Raw genomic sequence first — 16350 nt, forward strand, 5'->3', positions numbered from 1 at the left:
CGACAATCGGTGTCTGTGTCGGTGTCGGTCTGCGGGTCAGAGGCGGAACAGTCCCGGGTCGGCGACGACGACGTCGAGGAGGACCGGGCCGTCGGCGGTCAGCGCGCTGCGCAGGGACTCGCGCAGGCTCTCGGGTGTCTCGATGCGTTCGCCGCGCACGCCGAAGCCTCGGGCCAGCTGGGCCATGTCGACGTCGCTGAGGTCCCAGCCCTTCTGCCAGGACTTCTGGTCCTGGAGGTAGTACTTCAGGGACAGATAGCCGGAGTTGTCGGGGATGACGAAGGTGACCGGCAGGCGGTGCTGGGCCGCGGTCCACAGGGCGTGCAGGGTGTACTGGGCGGAGCCCTCGCCGACCACGACCACGGCACGCTTCTCGGGGTGCGCGAGGGCGTAGCCGACGGCTCCGGCGAAGGGGAAGCCGAGGGCGCCGCTGGCCGTGGCGAAGTAGCCGTTGTCCGCGCCGAGCGGGATCTGCTCGTGGAAGTCCGCGCGGGCGATGGGCAGTTCCTCGAACAGCTGGGCGTCGTCGGGGAGTTCCTGGGAGAGGACGTGGAAGAGGTACGCCTGGGTGAGCGGCGTCGAGGGCTCGGGGACCGCCACCGGCTCGCGCACCGGGGCGAGTTCGACGGGCTCGCGCTCCTCCACCAGCGGCACCAGGCCCTTGACGACCGCGCCGGGCGGGGCGACGAAGCTCTGGTTCGCAAGGGTCGCCGCGGCAGCCTGGGGGTTGTCGGTGACGTGCAGGAACCGTACGTCCGGGGTGAGTTGGGGCCTGGGCGTCCTGTCCAGGTCCGCGGGCGCGGTCGAGAACAGGTCCCAGGCCGTGAACAGCGTGAACGCCGGGCCGCCGAGGACCACGACCACGTCGTGCTGCGCTGCAAGACGTTCGTTGACCAGTTCGGGGATCGGCGGCAGGACGCCGGCGAACAGCGGGTGGTTCTCCGGGAACGCGCCGCGGTTCCACACGGGGGCGCCCCACACGCGCGCGTTCAGCTTCTCCGCCAGCGCGACCAGGGCGCCGCGCGCGCCCTGCGCGTCCACCGGGCCGCCGGCCACCAGACCGGGCCGCTCGGCGCCGTTGAGGGCCTCCGCGATGCGGGCGAGGACCGCCGGGTCCGGTACGACTGCGCTCTCCACCTCGGCGATCCGCACCGGCTCCGGGTCGGCCGGGCGGACCCAGTCGTCCTCGGGGACGGCCACGAACACCGGGCCCTGCGGGGCCTGTTTGGCGATCTGGTAGGCCTGGGCGATGAGCGCGGGCACATCCTGCGGACGGCCCGGTTCCCCTGCCCACTTGATGTACGGCTTCGGCAGCTGGGTGGCGTCCTTGGCGACCAGGAACGGGTCGCCGAGCAGCATTTTGCGGGCCTGCTGCCCGCCGAGGATCACCATCGGCGTGTTCGCCGCGGCCGCCGTGTAGACGCTGCCCATGGCGTTGCCGAGGCCCGCTGCGCCGTTGATGAGGACGAGGGCGGGTTCGCCGGTGCCCTGGGCGTAGCCGTCGGCCATGCCGACGACGGCGGCCTCCTGCAGGCCCATGACGAAGCGGAACTCGTCCTCGGGCCAGTACTCGAACAGCTTCATCTCGGTGTGGCTGGGGTTGCTGAAGACGGTGGTCAGGCCTAACGCGCGCAGGACGTCCAGCGTCGCGTCCCGCACGGTGCGGGCGGCGGGTGCCTCGTCGTTGGTGACGGTCATGGTGATCAGGCTCCTGAGTTGGTATCGGTCGGTTCGAGCGCCGCCACCGCGCTGAAGAGGTGGTCCGGGTCGTAGCGTTCCTTGGTCTTCAGCAGCCGTGCGGCCCCCGGGCCGAACGCCGCCGCGGCGCGCCGGCTCTCGTCGGGGCCGAGCAGATTGGGGTAGCCGCCGGGCAGCGCGTGCCCGGCGAACGCGGTGGACACCTCGCGCGCCCAGCGCCGGTGCGGTGCCGCCTGTTCGGCGCCGTCCCAGGCCGCGCCGATCTCGACGAGCAGATGGTCCCGGCGCAGCGCGAAGGCGGTGTCCCCGGGCGGTACGCGACTGGCGGCGCCGTGGAAGTGGTGGACGTACATGCCGGAGTACGGCGAGGTCGCGGTGGACGCCGCTTCGACGAGCAAGTCGATTGCGCCGTCGGTGAGTTCGGGCAGCCACCGGGTGCCGACCTCGTTGTGCCGGCCGTCGACGACGACCTGGTCGAACATGCCGAGGACGCCCGCGTACTCCTGCGGGCAGACCTGTCCGGCCAGGGGTGTGCCGAGGGCTTTGAAGCGGTCGATGACCGGGCGGCCCCGGGCGATGTCGCCGCACCACACCGGCAGGACGTAGATCAGGGGCTGCCCGTCGGGTCCGCCGAAGAAGCCGGTCATGACGGTCAGTTCGTCGGCCGCCGTGGCGGTCACCTCGCGGTAGCCGCGCAGGACGGAGGCCGCCTGGGCGAGGGGGTAGAGGATCATGCCGGCGAGGACGGTGCCGATGGGGTGCAGGCGGACGTGCAGTTCGGTGACGACGCCGAAGTTGCCGCCTCCGCCGCGCAGCGCCCAGAACAGGTCGGGGTTGTCGTCGGCGCTCGCGACGACGGGGCGGCCGTCGGCGAGCACCACCCGGGCGGCGAGGAGGTTGTCCAGGGCGAGGCCGCACCGGCCTGCAAGGAGTCCGTAGCCGCCGCCGAGGGCGAGGCCGGCGAAGCCGACCGCCTTGACGGTGCCGGTGACGGGCGCGAGCCCGAGGGCGCGGGTCGCCTCGACTAGGTCACCGGCCCGGGCACCTCCCTGTACGACGGCGGTGCGGGAGGCCCGGTCGACGGTGACCCGGCGCAGCGCGGAGAGGTCGATGACCAGTCCGCCGTCCACGGTCGCCCGGCCCGCCCAGTCGTGGCCGCCGCCACGGACGGCCAGCGGCATCCGGTGGGTGCGGGCGATGCGGACCGCCCAGGTCACGTCGGTCTCGTCGGCGGGCCGGACGATGACCGCGGGGCGTGCGTCGACCGTGCCGTTCCACAGGCGCCGCGCTGCCTCGTACGCCGAGTCGCCGGGCGCGAGCACATGCCCCCGCAGCGTGGTGCGCAGTGCGCGTACGGCGGCCGCCGACGCGGGAGTGGTCGTTGAGGGTGCCATGGCTCCACCACTTCTCTTCAGGGGGTCCGGGGGCCCGCGGCGAAGCCGCTGATGTCACAGCCCCCGGGAAGACGCAGTACCAGGTGGGCCGGGCCGGTTCCGGATCCCTCACAGTCCGGAGGCCGGCCCGGCCGGGGAGAAAGCTCGGGGAGAAGGCCCGGGGAGAAGGCCTCAGCTCTCGATCAGCTCGTACCGGCCCGGCTGTACGGTCTCCAGGTCGACGGCGGCGAGGAAGGCCTGGGTCTCGGGGGCGGAGAAGAAGGCCGCGATGGTGGCCTCGGCGTCCTCGGGGGACGCCCAGTGGACGGTCACGAGGTATTCGCCGTCCGCGCTCCGGGCGGTCCACCGGGCGAGGAAGCCGGCCCGGACCTGCATGTACTCCTTCTCCATCGTGCCGTTCAGCTGCTGGAACTCGGCGTCGGCGACGGCCTCGCGCAGCTTGAACCGGATGGTCTCCACAGTGGTCATGTGCTCCACCTCTCTTGGGCGAGACGTGAGTCGAGGGGGCGGTTGAAGACGGGGGTGCCGGGCTGCTGCCGGCGGCCTCCCCCGGCGAGGGAGCCCGTCGGCAGGGGTGCGAAGCCGAGTTCGTCGAGGAGTTCGGTGACGAGCCGGTTGGCCTCGGGGGCGTCGCCCGCGACGAACAGAGCGGTCCGTTGCTCGCGGGGCGCGCCGGGCCCAGCGAGGTCGAGCAGGTATTTGTAGTTGAGGGTGTTGACCGCCTTGACCACTCGGGCGCCCGGGAGGTGGGCCGCGATCAGCTCGGACGACGTGATGCGGTCCGACTCCAGGTCGGGGAAGGTGCCGTCCCGGCCGGGCGTGTAGTTGGTGGTGTCGACGACGACCTTCCCGGCCAGCGCGTCGGCCGGGAGGCTCTCGTACGCGCCGAAGGGGATGGCCACCACGACGAGCGGGTCGCCGAAGGCGATCGCCCCCTCGACGGTGGCCGCCCGGGCTCGTCCGCCGAGTTCGGCGACCAGCCCGGCGAGCGAGCCGGGGCCGCGCCGGTTGGCGACGGCGACCTCGTGTCCGGCGACGGTGAGCAGCCGGGCAAGGGTGGAGCCGATCTCGCCGCTGCCCAGGATGCCGATCCTCATGTGACGCGTCCTCTCAGCTGCCCGGGCGGTTGTAGGCGTACGACTCGTTGGTGTCGGCCTCGTCGGGGACGAACTCGGTGACGACGTCCTTGGCGGCATGGATGTTGACCATGCGGGCCCGGCCGGGGCCGAGGTTGGCGAACTTGTGCGGCACTCCGGCCGGTACGACGCAGATCTCCTCCGGCGTCGCGTCGATCGTGTCCCCGGCTGCCTCCAGCCGCACCGTGCCCTCGACGATCACGAAGATCTCTTCGTAGGGGTGGGTGTGGCGCGGGGGCCCGGCGTCGGTGGCGACGTCGACGATGAACGCCGAGACGCCGATGCCGGGATGGTCGCTCGCGTTGAGGATGTGGGCGGCCACCTCGCCGTTGATCTGCACGGTGGGCAGGCTGTTCTTAGCGATGATCTGCATGGGTCGGTCCTTAGGTGGGATCGGCGACCGGGTCGGCGACGGGAGCGGCTTTCTCGGCTGCCCTCCCGTGCGGTTCGGCGGGCGCCGGCCGCAGGCGGGTGGCGGCCCAGGTCGCGGGCAGGGCCACGATCATGACGATCAGGGCCAGTACGAACACCGAGTCGACGCCGTGGGCTTCGACGGCCCAGCCGCCCGCGGCCGCTCCCCCGGCGATGCCCGCGTTGACGGCGGAGGCGCCGAGCGTGGCCGCGAGGTCGCCGCCGGGGCCGGCCAAAGTGATCACCCGCAGCTGGAAGGAGGGCACCAGGCCGAAGCCGACCAGCCCCCACACGGCGAGCGCGACGGCGGTCAGGGCCGGGTTGTGGCCGACGTAGTGCAGGGCGGTGAGGATGAGGGCGAGCGCGACATTGGCCACCACGAGGGTGGTGGCCGCCCCCCGGTCGGCGAACCGGCCGCCGCCGAACACGCCGACGGCGCTGGCGATTCCGTAGACGAGCAGGAAGGCGCTGACCGCGCCGCCGGAGATGCCGGTGACGTCCTCCAGGTAGGAGGCGAGGTAGGTGAAGGCGGCGAACTGGCCGCCGAGCAGCAGCAGTCCGACGCCCAGCTGGGCCAACACCCTTGACGCGAAGGCGTGTCGGGCCTGCGAGCCGAGCCCGGTCGGGCCGGTGATGCCGATCCGTGGCACGAAGGCGAGCGTGGCGACGAGAGCCAGCGCGCCGAGGGCGACGATGCCGACGAAGGTGGCCTGCCAGCCGATCGCGTTGCCGACCAGGGTGCCCAGCGGCACGCCGATGACGGTGGAGACGGCGATCCCGCCGAACACCATCGCCACGGCCCGGCCCTGCTGCCCGGCCGGCACCAGATGCGCGGCGAGCGCGGAGGCCACGCCGATGAACAGGCCGTGGATGGCGCCGGTGATGACGCGCGCCACGATCAGGGCGCCGAAGCTGGTCGTGACCGCTGCGAGGAGGTTCCCGACGAGGAACACGGACAGTGCCGACCACAGCAGCAGATGGCGGCCGAGCCGGATGGTCACCGCCGTGAGCAGGGGGCCGCCGATGCAGATGCCGAGGGCGTAGGCGGTGACCAGCAGCCCGGCCGTGCCGACCGAGACACCGGTGTCCTTGGCGATGAGGTTCAGGATTCCTACGATGACGAGTTCCGCCGTGCCGATGACGAACGCGCCCAGGGCGAGGGTCCCCAGGGCGAGTCGGGTGCGACGCGCCTGGTCCTCCTGTGTGTGCTCAGCGGTGGTCACGTGCTTCGCCTTCCGAGCCGATGATCCAGTGCTCCTTGACCGCCATGTGGTGCAGATAGCGGGGCTGTACGAAGGTGACGAGGTCGTCCTTGGCCTTCGCGTACTCCTCGGAGGCCACTGCCTTCTCCAGGTCTTCGAGGCTGTCGAAGGAGAGCAGGTACGCGGCATCGAGGAGAGCCTCGCCGATGGCGTAGGCGCCGTCCCGGGTGAAGCACTGGAGGTAGCGGCGCAGGCCCGGCACCTGGAGCATCAGCTCGGCGTGCTCGCCGAGGCTGCGCTCGCGGAACTGCTCGACGGTGGTGCCCTCGGTGCGCTTGACCAGGGCGACGATCTTCACGCCGTCCTCGGGCGCAGGGTGGTCACCGGCCCGCAGGACGTGGGCGTCGGTGTCGAGGACGACGGTGCGCCAGAAGGCGGCCCACCTGGGCTCGTCGAGCCGGGCGCCCTCCAGGAACTCCGGGGTCTGCAGCGAAGCGAGCTGGTCCTCGTCGTTCTCCAGCCAGATCTCCGCGATACCGCTCCACAGCGGGTCGTCGGGCTCCGGCCCGAAGGGGATACGGGTGTCGATCAGGTACTTCCTGATCTGCGGGATCTTGCTCGCGTACTGCACCGCGTGGACGTCGACCCAGTAGTCCTGGAACTCCTGCTCGGACATGCCGGGTTTGGGGTGGGCGAAGATCAGCTGGTGGATCATGGCTTCCTCCGTGATCAGACCTTGTAGGCCTTCTTGACGTCCTCGGCGAAGCCGAGGTACTCCCGCAGCGGCCAGACCTCCTCGAACTCGAGGTACTCGCGCATGGGCAGCCGGCCGAGCGCGGTCCGGTCCAGTTCCTCGGCGCTCGGGGACTCGATGATTCCGATCACCCGTTTCTGCGCGGCGACCTTCCACAGGCCGACGGCGAATCCGGAGTCGAGGGTCTCCTGGGCGTGTTCGGCCTCTTCGCGCTCGATCTCCCAGAGTTCGTCCAGGGAGATCCGTCCCTCGTGGTTCCAGCGCATCTGGACGTAGAACAACATGGGGGTTCCTTAGGGCAGTTGGGGGTTCAGGCCGCCGCGAGTGCCGCTATCCGCGTGGTGATCGGGTCGTTCTCGCCGAAGACCTCGACGGCCAGGTCGTACGGCGTCCTGCCGTCGTGGCCGACCAGGTCGGTGCGGGCGCCGGCGTCGAGCAGGACGGTCACGCAGTCGGCGTAGCCGTGCCACAGGGCGTCGTGCAGCGGGGTGTAGCCGTTGGTGGCGCCCTGGAAGTCGAGGTCTATGCCGGGGCAGTCGACCAGGTCGGCGGTGATGTCGGCGTGGCCGTTGTAGACGGCCTTGTGCAGGGGCACGGCGCCGAAGCAGGGCTCGACCGCGTTGATGTCGGCGCCCGCGTCGAGCAGCAGCCGGACGATCTCGCCGTGGCCGTCGCGGGAGGCGACGAGCAGCGGGGTGTGGGCGTCGTTGAAGCCGTTGAGGAAAGGCGCGCGGGCGTCGATCTCGGCGCCGTCGGCGAGGAGTCGACGTACCGCCTCGGTGTCCCCGGCGGCGGTGGCGGCCATCAGGGGCTGGGCCTCGACGGCGCTGGCGTCGTGCTCCCGGCGCTCCTTCAGGAGCTGCTCGGCGCGCAGCAGCTTGTCCTTGCCGAAGGTGTTGACGTTGAGCTCGTAGGCGAAGTGCTCTTCGAGCGAGAAGCCGTAGTGGGTGTGCAGCTTGAGGCCCGCACCCTGGTCGAGGAGGTACTCCACGAGGTCCGGGTACTTGTACCAGAGGGCGTCCATCAGCGGGGTGTGCCCGGTGGTGGGGGCCACGGCGTCCACGAAGGCACCCGCCTCGACAAGCTGCCGGGTGACGTCCAGGCTGCCGCCCTGGCAGGCCTTGTGCAGCGCGGTCGCGCCGGCCCTGGTGTCGGCGGTGTGGACGTCGGCGCCGGACGCGAGCAGCGTCTCGACCGTGGCCGGGTCGGCCTGGCCCGCGGCGATCATCAGGACGGTGAGGCCGGAGGAGTGCTCCCGGGTGCTCGGGTCGGCGCCGGCGTCGAGCAGCCGCCGCACCCCGTCGACGGAACGGCCGCGTACGGCCGCGATCAGTTCGGCGCTCATGAGGCCACCGCCGTGCCCCGGATCGCGCGGATGATCTGCGAGGGGTCGGTGTGCGACTCCCAGCGGACGATCCGGCCGTCGCGGACGGTCAGCCAGTGGGTGAAGATGATCTCGAAGTCGATGCCGGTCTCCTTCACCCGGGAGATCTCGTGGATGATCCCGGCGGCCTTCTCGCCGTCGACGACGAGATCGAGCAGCTCTTCGGAGATCACGTCGCACTGTCCGGCGAACACCCCGACGCTGTCGGCGACTTCGGCGCTGCTGTGCAGGGTGCCGATCCACTTCATGTCGTCGTTGTAGCCGGGCACGGGGCGGTAGTTGATCCATTCGACGTCGTCGGCGAGGAGCCCGAGCGCGGTGCCGAAGTCGCCGCTCGTCAGGGCGGCGAACCACCGCTTGGCAACGTCCCGGGTCTGCTCGGTGAGGTCGCTCATGTCTTCTCCTTATGTCCGGACCGCCGGTCCTACTGGCTGTCCGGAGGGGTCATGATCTGCTGGTTGCCGTCCGCCCACAGCGCCGTCATCACCACGCCGGCGATGCGCCAGCCGGACGCGGTGCGGGTCAGGTCGAAGCGGTAGCGGCCGCCGAGCGTCCAGGTCGGGCCGCCGTGCGCGTTGGGCAGCAGATGGGTGGCCTGGAAGTGGGCGGTGAGGACCGCCTCGTCCCCGTGCACCTCGGCGAGCTGGTTGCCGATCAGGTGCTGGGTGGCCTGGAGGTGGCCGAGCCCGGCCCGCCAGTCGGCGATGATCCGGTCGGGGGTGCTGACCGCCGGCTGCCCGCCGAAGAGGCTCGTGTAGTCCAGGGTGACCTTCTCCGCGAGCAGGGCGGGCAGGGCGTCCCACTGGCGCAGGTCGACGTGCCATAGCATCCTGGTGCAGGTCTCGATCACGTCGATCCGGTCTTCGGCGGACGTCATGGGCAACTCCGTGGGGACGCACCCGAGTCGGTGGCGGGCGTGCGGGACGATCGGTCCCGGCCGACGCTAGTGACGGGGCCGGAGGCGAGGCCGTGGCGCCGGGTCCGCCCGGCACACTCTGCGAGCTCCGCCCGGGTACTACGTCAGTTCATTCGATCTGACCGCTCACTTGACGCAGTGTCATTCGGCGTGTGACGGAGTGCCGGAACCGGCGGCGCGGCGCCGCCCGGGGGGCGGGTCGGCTGGGGACGGTGGGACGACCGGATCGACCCACGAGGAGGCACTGATGGTGAACACCAGGGCACTGCGGACCACGTCCTCAGAGGACGACGGCTGGGGTCTGGTCGGCTGAGCATGCGTATCGGAGCGGTGTTCCCGCAGACGGAGATCGGCGCGGACCCGGGCGCGGTACGCGCCTGGGCCGAGGCCGTGGAGGAGCTGGGCTTTGCGCACGCGGTCGCCTTCGACCACGTACTCGGCGCCGGCACCGCCACCCGCCCCGGCTGGTACGGCTACACCAGCGAAGACCTCTTCCACGAGGTCTTCGTGCTGTTCGGCTACCTCGCCGGCGTCACCCGCACCCTGGAGCTCGTCACCGGGGTTCTCGTCCTGCCCCAGCGGCAGACCGCCCTGGTGGCCAAGCAGGCCGCCGAGGTCGACGTGCTCAGCGGCGGCCGGCTGCGGCTCGGGGTGGGCATCGGCTGGAACCGGGTCGAGTACGACACCCTGGGCGCGACCTTCACCGACCGGGGCGCCCGTAGCGCCGAACAGGTCGAGGTCCTGCGGGCGTTGTGGGCGGAGCCCACAGTCACGTACGAGGGGCGCTGGCACCGGATCGAGGACGCCGGGATCCTGCCCCGTCCGGTGCGTGGGCGTATCCCTGTGTGGTTCGGCGGCAATGCGGAGGCGGTGTTGCGGCGGGCCGGCGCCCTTGGCGACGGCTGGCTCCCTCAACGTCCACCGGACGAGACGGCGCGGGCCATGGTGCGCCGTGTGCGGTCGTATGCCTTGCAGGCCGGGCGTGATCCCGGTGTGCTCGGGTTCGAGGCGCGCCTCAAGCTTGCGGAGGTGTCGGAGGGCAAGTGGGCGGAGTTTGTGGCGGGTTGGCGGGATCTGGGGGCGACGCATCTTTGTTTGAGCACGATGGGGCTGGGGCTGGCGACCGTTGACGACCACATCAGGATGCTCCGGAGTGCGTTGCGAGAATTGGGGCCAGTCGCTTGTGAGTGAGCTGCGGGTCGGTGGGGGCTGGTCGCGCAGTTCCCCGCGCCCCTAAGAACAAGAGCCTTCAGCGGGCGTATTCCTCTGCCAGGAACCGGATTGATTGGTCCGTGAAGACTCGCATCTCACGTGTGAGGTTCTTTCCGCGGCGCCAAGCCAGCTGTGTGAACACCTCGAATGGGATGTCCCAGTCCAGCTTCACCAGGACGCCGGAATCCAAGGTGTCCTGAACACAGGTTGTCGGCAGCAGACTGATCCCAAGCCCGGCGGCAACCCCCCGCTTGATGGACTCAATCGTTCCGAACTCCAAAAACGGCAACGCCTCCCCCGTCCCGTCGTTCAACTCGGCCTCGAACAGCTCCCGATAGGCGCAGCCGGCCTCCGCGGAAATGACCTGAGTGCGGCGTAGTTCCTCCGTCGTCACCTTCGGCAGTTGGGTCAGGGGGTGGTCGGGGGCTGCCACCACGGTGAGCGGTTCGGAGCCCAGGACCTCGGTCTGTACGCCCGGGTGCTGGGTCTCCGCCTCCATCAGGAAGCCCATGTCGAACATGCCCTGGCGCAGTGCATGGCAGGTCTCCGCGCACAGGCTCGGGCGCAGCACGATGTGCAGGGCGGGGTAGCGGTGGTGGAAGAACTCCAGCAGGGGCGGCATCCGGTAGGAGGTGATGCTCTCCATCGAGCCTATGGTCAGTACGCCGGAGGGGTCCCCGGAGCCGACCGTGGCGCCGCGTGCCTCGCCGGCCAGGGCGAGCATCTGCTCGGCGTAGGGCAGCAGTCGCTGTCCCGCCTCGGTGAGCTGGATGCGGCCGCCGAGCCGGTCGAAGAGGTCGACGCCCAGGGACATCTCCAGTCCCTTTATCTGGCTGGTGACGCTGGATTGCGCATACTTCAGCTCCGTCGCCGCCTTCGAGAAACTGAGCAGCGTGGCCACCTTGTGGAACGCTGCCAGCTGCCTGATGTCCATGGTCTTCTCCTGTACGGGACGACGACGGATGGATTTCCTGTTCCAGCGAATCACCGGGGCGGGCACGGGCGCCATGTCCCGGCGATGTCCCCTTGGGGACAGGCGACGTCAGCTAGCGGCCAACATCGCCGTATTCCTGGTTCTCGCGGTTCTCGCGGCCGATTATCAGGCCTGCCTGGAATCGGCTGACCGCCCCCATTTCCTCCATGATCGCCGAGATGTGGCGGCGGCAGGTCCGGGTCGCCATGCCGAGCCTGCGGGCAATGACCTCGTCCTTCAGGCCGAGGGCCATGAGGCGGATGATGGAATGCCGTACCTCTTCCGCGACTTGCGGGTATTCGGCGGTCTGCTGGTCCACCTCGAAGGGGCGGCCGATCTGCCAGACCGACTCGAAGGTGCGGGCCAGATATCCGACGACGGTCGGTTCGGTGATCACGGCGGCGCCGGGGGGCTGCCGGCCGGTGCGCTCCTTGGGGATGAAGGCGATTCTGCGGTCGTAGATGATGAGCCGTTCGGAGAGTTCGTCGACGGTGCGTACTTCCGCGCCGCGTCGGGTGATCTCCTGGACGTAGGTGCGGGTGGCGAGGCTGGTGCGGGCGGTGTGCTGGTAGAGGGTGCGCACGCGGACGCCCCTGCGCAGCAGTTCCAGGGTGTGTTCCCGGTCGGCCTCGAGGAGTTCGGGCGGGCGGCCGCCGCCGGACTGCAGGCTCATGCGCTCGGCGATGCAGCCGTAGCGGGCGCGGTCGATCTCTCGGCGCACCTCCTCTACGTCGTCGAGAACGGTGATGGGCACGTCGGCGGAGGAGCCGTTCGGGCGGGCACGGTAGTCGGCGGCGAGGGAACGCAACTCCTCGTGGATACGGCCGATTTCGCGTCGGCGGCGGCCGATCTCCACCTCCAGCGGCGTGACCAGTTCGGCCTCGGCGACCTCGGGGTCCAGGGGGACGACGGGCCGTCCGGGTGCGCTGGGGCTGAGCAGATGCAGATCCTGCAGGGACTTGCGGACCTCCTCGACGCCGGTGAGTTCCCTACTGAGGGCGGCGGCGATCTCCTCGTCGTCGAAGCGGCCCAGTTGCAGAGCCGTTTCGTAGGCCTTCGCCGCAAGGTCGTCGAGAAGAGGAATCTCGTCCGTCAATTCCTCACCCCCCTACGAATGTCTCTCCAGCCTAGGACTCCTTCCCGACCCGAACTCCCGTGCGGCGCACGCCGGCTTGAGAGCGTTAGGTGCGGGGTCGCATTCAGTAATGAACGCGCCGGTCCTCCGAGGTGGCCCTGTAGCGCACGTTCCACAAGTTGCGGCGGATATAGGTGCGTTGGAGCCAGCGGTCGCGGCCGTCGTGACGTGCCCGGAAGGTGGAGCGCGCATGGACGCCCTTGCGGTTGTTGATCAGCAGGGCCTGCCCCGGTTCCAGCCGTACGGCGTGGGCGACGGCCCGGCAGGCGTCCTGCAGTGCGTCGAGGGCGGTGCGGGCGCCGCGGGTGAGCGGGCGGGTGCCGTTGGCGGAGACGGTGATCTCCGGGAAGCGGGCCGCGCCGCTGAGGATGGGCACCGGTTCGGACAGGACGTCCTCGCCGACGCTGCGGGTGTAGCTGCCGGGCGCGTTGAGGCGGTACAGCGGGCTGCGCAGCGTCTCGACGAGCGGGTCCGGCAGGTGCCGGCACAGGTCGCGGGCGTCGGCGTAGTACGTGAAGGCGTCGTTGCCCGCGGCGCCGCGCAGGCAGTTGAGGACGAGGAAGTCCGGGTTGGCCACGTCGTAGCGGCCGGTGGTGTCGTAGGTGATGTCGCTGTGGAAGTTGAGGAAGACCGCGGAGCCCTGGTTGGTCTGCGCCCGCGCTCCCTCGGGCACGGGGACGACGTCGTGGACGAGTCTGCCGTCCTTCTCGGTGAGCACTCCGATCGGCTCGCCGAGCAGTCCGGTCAGGCCGAGCAGCACGCCTTCGGCGACAAAGCTGGCCTTGGCGGGGCTCGGCTCGCCGTCGACCGGGGTGGGCGGCAGGTCCTCGTCCAGCGGCAGGTTGCGTACGAGCATCACGCCCGGGGCGTCGTTGTGCCGGCCGAAGTCCATGATCTGCTGCAGGAGTTCGGTGGGCAGGGCGGCGAAGATGCGGTGGTAGCGGGTCAGGGCCCGGTCGACGTCCGCGCTCGGGTCGGGCAGCAGGCACAGCTCCGTACCGATGGTGTCGCGTACCCGGTCGGGCAGTTCGAGGTCGGCGAAGGTCAAGGCGGTCACACTCCGGCGAGGTGGGGCTGCTGCGGTGCGAGGTCCACCAGGGGCAGGTCGATGCGGTCGTGCAGGCGCTGAGCCATGTGCAGGGCGTCCTCGCCGCTCTCGGCGATGTGGGTGATGACCTTGGAGCCGCGGATCTCGGCGACCGGGACGCCGACATGGGTGCCCGGCTTGAGGTTCTGACGGCGCTGTACCGCCTCCAGGTCGACGAACCCGCCGACCACCGCCACCCATGGCTTCTCGGTCAGCCGTACGGTGTCGATGCCTGCCGCGTGGAAGACTCCGTGGGCCAGGTCGGCGCAGTCGTCGGAGTCGTAACCGAGCACCACGGAGCGCTGGTTGAAGACGATCGCCGCCATCTGGTCGCCCTCCCGGCTGATGGTCGTGCCGCGCGAGAACGGCGCCCGGTTGTAGCGGCAGACGATCTCGATACCGTGCCGCAGGGCGAGCTGCACGGCCCGGCGGTGCAGCACCTTGGCGCCGTACAGCGACATCAGGGCGGCCATGTTGAAGGAGACCTTCGGCAGCAGCCGTGCGCCCCGGACCAGGTGCGGGTCGGAGGTGTAGATGCCGTCGACGTCGGAGTGGATCTCGCAGGCGGTGCCGCCCACGGCGCGGGTGACGGCGATCGCCGACAGGTCGGAGCTGTTCTTGCCGAGCCAGGTGGGCCTGCCGTGCGCGTCGATCGCCTGTCCGCCGGGGACGACGACGACCTCGTACTCGGAGAGGGTCCTGTCCAGCGGTCCGGGGTCGGTCTCGATGACCCGTGCCCAGAGGAAGGACGAGTTGGTGATGAGGCCGATCTGGTGGCCGGCGAGCACGGTCGCGGTGCGGCCCCTGCGGTGCAGGGCGGTGGCGAGCAGATGGGCGCTGATCAGGTCTGCGGTGGCGAGCATGCCGGCGGGGGTGGCGTCGTCGGGGTGCGCGTTGACCTCGTGGAGGCGGCCCCGAAGCTGCTCGGTCTCTCCCTGCATGGCGCTGACCACGACGGCCAGCCGGCGCCCCTCGCGCTCCAGTCGGGCTTCGAGGCCGGCCGCGAGTTTGTCGTAGGCGGCATGGGTACGGAAGGTGGAGCCGCCGAACTTCAGAATGGCAGCGTCGCTCACAGCAACCCCCGGTCGAGGACGGTTTCGGCGATCTGTACGGCGTTCAGGGCGGCCCCGATGCGCAGGTTGTCGGCGACCAGCCAGAGCCAGAAGCCGCGCGGGTTGTGCGGGGCGACGCGGACCCGGCCGACATGGACGTGGTCCGGGTTGCCCGCGGTCAGCGGGGTCGGGAAGCGGCCCGGGACGTCCCGGTCGTGGACGGTGACCTCGGGCAGGGCGGCGAGCCGGTCGACCAGTTCGGTGCGGTCGACGGGGGCCGCGGCCTCCACCCACACCGCCTCGGAGTGGGAGTTGACGACCGGGACGCGTACGCAGGTGGTGGTGACGTCGAGGTGGGGCAGGCCGAGGATCTTGCGGGACTCCTGGAGCATCTTCTGCTCCTCCATGGTGAATCCGGAGTCCAGCAGCCGGTCGATGAAGGGGACCACATTGAAGGCCAGCGGCTTGCTGAACCGCTCGGCGGGCAGCTCGGCGTCCGGGTCGTGCAGGGCGAGTTCGCTGCCCTCCTGGAGTTCCTCGATGCCGTGCTGCCCCTGCCCGGAGGCCGCCTGGTAGGTACTGACCACCACCTGCCGTATCCCCCACCGCTGTTCCACGGTCCCCAGCAGCCGCACCAGCGGGATGGTGGAGCAGTTGGGGTTGGCGATGATGCCGCTCGCCGGGCGGCCGGTGAGCACGTCGGCGTTGACCTGCGGGACGACCAGCGGGGTGTCCGGGTCCATGCGGAAGGCGTTGGTGTTGTCGATCACCAGCGCGCCCTGCGCGGCGGCCGGGCGGGCCCACTTCTCGCTGACGGACGTACCGGCGGAGAAGAACGCGATGTCGACGTCCGAGAAGTCGAAGCCCTCCAGGTCCTCCACGGTGCAGGTGCGCCCGTCGACCTCCATCTGCCGTCCCGCCGAGCGTGCGGACGCGGCGAGACGTACGCCGTTGTGGCGCAGGCGCCGTGTCTCGATCAGCTCGATGAGGGTGTGGCCGACCGCTCCCGTCGCTCCTACGAGGGCGATGCTCGGCGCCTTGCTGTCGCTGACGAAGGTCATCGGGGTTCTCCGATCCGGGTGAGCGCGGGTGCCGCCGTCTTGTCCCCGGGCGTGCGGCGGCCGCCGGCCGGCAGCAGCCGCCAGCCGAGGTTCACGCCCAGGCCCGCCACGACGATCAGCGGGACGCCCAGGGCCTGCAGAAGCGTGATGTGGTGTCCGTAGACGGTGAAGTCGGCGAGGATCGCCACCGCCGGGTAGACGAAGGACAGGACCGCGATCTTCGCGGTGGGCAGCTTCTGGTACGAGGCGTACAGCAGGATGTACATCACGCAGGTGTGGATCACGCCGAGCCCGACCAGCCAGGCCCAGCCGGCGCCGAGACCGGCGGTCCTGCCGAGCGCGGTGAACGGCAGCAGCAGCGGGATGCCGACCAACACCTGGGTGAGGGCGGTCAGTTCGGGCCGTACGGACTTCAGGTGCTTGGCTATGACGGTGGCGAAGGCGTACAGCAGCGCGGCCAGCAGTGCCTGGCCGACACCCACGAAGTAGGCGTCGCCCTTCTTGCCGTCGGCCGAGGTGAGGTCGGCGACCAGCAGCACACCGAGGAAGGCGAGCACGATCCAGCCGGCCTGGTGGCGGTTGAGCCTCTCCTTGAAGAGGACGAGCCCGAGGATCACGACGTAGAACGGCTGGGTGTGGTAGACGACCGTCGCCACCGAGATGGACGTCTTGGTGTAACTGCTGAACAGCAGCACCCAGTTGAAGACGATGCACACCCCGCCGAGGACCGCGAGGGCGAAGGTGCGGCGGGTGAAGTTGTGGTGCTTGAACAGGCCGCGGGCCAGGCAGTACGCGGCGAGGGCGACGGCGCCGAAGACGCAGCGGAAGAAGACCACGTTGAAGCTGGGCTGGCCGGACTCGACGACGAAGACGCCGAGGGTGCCGGACAGGACCATGGCCGCGGTGAGTTCGACGGCTCCTCTGGTCTGCTGCTG

At 70.4% G+C, this 16350-nt stretch carries 18 protein-coding genes; 1 reads left to right on the top strand and 17 read right to left on the bottom strand.

The genetic code is table 11. The annotated features are described in order from the left end of the window. Window positions 1-36: 36 nt before the first annotated feature. The 11 genes from mdlC to P2Q00_RS22320 all read right to left on the bottom strand — a co-directional run bounded on the left by mdlC (window position 37) and on the right by P2Q00_RS22320 (window position 8856). Window positions 37-1698: a benzoylformate decarboxylase gene (gene mdlC / locus P2Q00_RS22270; RefSeq protein ID WP_275774387.1), complete on the bottom strand. Its 1662-nt coding sequence runs from the start codon at window positions 1696-1698 to the stop codon at window positions 37-39. Window positions 1699-1703: 5 nt separating this feature from the next. Beyond that, the gene (locus P2Q00_RS22275) at window positions 1704-3092 is read right to left on the bottom strand and encodes an FAD-binding oxidoreductase (RefSeq protein ID WP_275774388.1); all 1389 of its coding nucleotides are present in this window, start codon (window positions 3090-3092) and stop codon (window positions 1704-1706) included. A 171-nt stretch (window positions 3093-3263) separates the two neighbouring features. After that, on the bottom strand, window positions 3264-3560 hold the full coding sequence (locus P2Q00_RS22280) for a hypothetical protein (RefSeq protein ID WP_275774389.1): 297 nt from the start codon (window positions 3558-3560) through the stop codon (window positions 3264-3266). Then, window positions 3557-4189: an NADPH-dependent F420 reductase gene (locus P2Q00_RS22285; RefSeq protein ID WP_275774390.1), complete on the bottom strand. Its 633-nt coding sequence runs from the start codon at window positions 4187-4189 to the stop codon at window positions 3557-3559. Before P2Q00_RS22285 ends, P2Q00_RS22280 begins: the two co-directional genes overlap by 4 nt. A gap of 13 nt (window positions 4190-4202) precedes the next feature. After that, on the bottom strand, window positions 4203-4601 hold the full coding sequence (locus P2Q00_RS22290) for a cupin domain-containing protein (RefSeq protein WP_275774391.1): 399 nt from the start codon (window positions 4599-4601) through the stop codon (window positions 4203-4205). A gap of 10 nt (window positions 4602-4611) precedes the next feature. Beyond that, window positions 4612-5862: an MFS transporter gene (locus P2Q00_RS22295; RefSeq protein ID WP_275774392.1), complete on the bottom strand. Its 1251-nt coding sequence runs from the start codon at window positions 5860-5862 to the stop codon at window positions 4612-4614. Beyond that, a complete protein-coding gene (locus tag P2Q00_RS22300; RefSeq protein WP_275774393.1) occupies window positions 5849-6556 on the bottom strand; it encodes an EthD domain-containing protein in 708 nt (235 codons plus the stop codon). Before P2Q00_RS22300 ends, P2Q00_RS22295 begins: the two co-directional genes overlap by 14 nt. Window positions 6557-6570: 14 nt before the next feature. After that, window positions 6571-6879 carry a muconolactone Delta-isomerase family protein gene (locus P2Q00_RS22305; RefSeq protein ID WP_275774394.1) on the bottom strand — a complete coding sequence of 103 codons (309 nt, stop codon included), beginning with the start codon at window positions 6877-6879 and terminating at the stop codon, window positions 6571-6573. Between the two features lie 26 nt (window positions 6880-6905). Further along, window positions 6906-7940, bottom strand: a complete 1035-nt coding sequence (locus P2Q00_RS22310) for an ankyrin repeat domain-containing protein (RefSeq protein ID WP_275774395.1) — start codon at window positions 7938-7940, stop codon at window positions 6906-6908. Beyond that, window positions 7937-8374: a nuclear transport factor 2 family protein gene (locus P2Q00_RS22315; RefSeq protein ID WP_275774396.1), complete on the bottom strand. Its 438-nt coding sequence runs from the start codon at window positions 8372-8374 to the stop codon at window positions 7937-7939. Before P2Q00_RS22315 ends, P2Q00_RS22310 begins: the two co-directional genes overlap by 4 nt. Window positions 8375-8403: 29 nt before the next feature. Next, window positions 8404-8856 carry a nuclear transport factor 2 family protein gene (locus P2Q00_RS22320; RefSeq protein WP_275774397.1) on the bottom strand — a complete coding sequence of 151 codons (453 nt, stop codon included), beginning with the start codon at window positions 8854-8856 and terminating at the stop codon, window positions 8404-8406. Window positions 8857-9210: 354 nt separating this feature from the next. On the opposite strand from P2Q00_RS22320, the gene P2Q00_RS22325 reads away from it, so the two are divergent. Further along, complete coding sequence (locus P2Q00_RS22325) at window positions 9211-10086, top strand: LLM class F420-dependent oxidoreductase (protein ID WP_275774398.1); 876 nt, start codon at window positions 9211-9213, stop codon at window positions 10084-10086. Between the two features lie 58 nt (window positions 10087-10144). Here the strand turns inward: P2Q00_RS22325 and P2Q00_RS22330 are convergent, their stop codons facing one another. From P2Q00_RS22330 to P2Q00_RS22355, 6 genes are all read right to left on the bottom strand, one after another. Continuing rightward, window positions 10145-11041, bottom strand: coding sequence for a LysR family transcriptional regulator (locus P2Q00_RS22330; RefSeq protein WP_275774399.1), 897 nt, complete (start codon window positions 11039-11041; stop codon window positions 10145-10147). Window positions 11042-11153: 112 nt separating this feature from the next. Then, a complete protein-coding gene (locus P2Q00_RS22335; RefSeq protein ID WP_275774400.1) occupies window positions 11154-12176 on the bottom strand; it encodes a LuxR C-terminal-related transcriptional regulator in 1023 nt (340 codons plus the stop codon). A gap of 103 nt (window positions 12177-12279) precedes the next feature. After that, on the bottom strand, window positions 12280-13272 hold the full coding sequence (locus P2Q00_RS22340) for a TauD/TfdA family dioxygenase (protein ID WP_275774401.1): 993 nt from the start codon (window positions 13270-13272) through the stop codon (window positions 12280-12282). Further along, entirely contained in the window at window positions 13269-14375 is a 1107-nt protein-coding gene (locus P2Q00_RS22345) for an amino acid kinase family protein (protein WP_275774402.1), read from the bottom strand. The genes P2Q00_RS22340 and P2Q00_RS22345 overlap by 4 nt, the downstream gene beginning before the upstream one ends. Further along, window positions 14372-15415 carry an aspartate-semialdehyde dehydrogenase gene (locus P2Q00_RS22350; RefSeq protein ID WP_275774403.1) on the bottom strand — a complete coding sequence of 348 codons (1044 nt, stop codon included), beginning with the start codon at window positions 15413-15415 and terminating at the stop codon, window positions 14372-14374. Before P2Q00_RS22350 ends, P2Q00_RS22345 begins: the two co-directional genes overlap by 4 nt. After that, window positions 15412-16311, bottom strand: coding sequence for a DMT family transporter (locus P2Q00_RS22355; RefSeq protein WP_275774437.1), 900 nt, complete (start codon window positions 16309-16311; stop codon window positions 15412-15414). Before P2Q00_RS22355 ends, P2Q00_RS22350 begins: the two co-directional genes overlap by 4 nt. Between the last annotated feature and the right edge of the window lie 39 nt (window positions 16312-16350).

Origin of the sequence: Streptomyces coacervatus (genome assembly GCF_029223485.1) — a bacterium.
Classification (GTDB): domain Bacteria; phylum Actinomycetota; class Actinomycetes; order Streptomycetales; family Streptomycetaceae; genus Streptomyces; species Streptomyces coacervatus.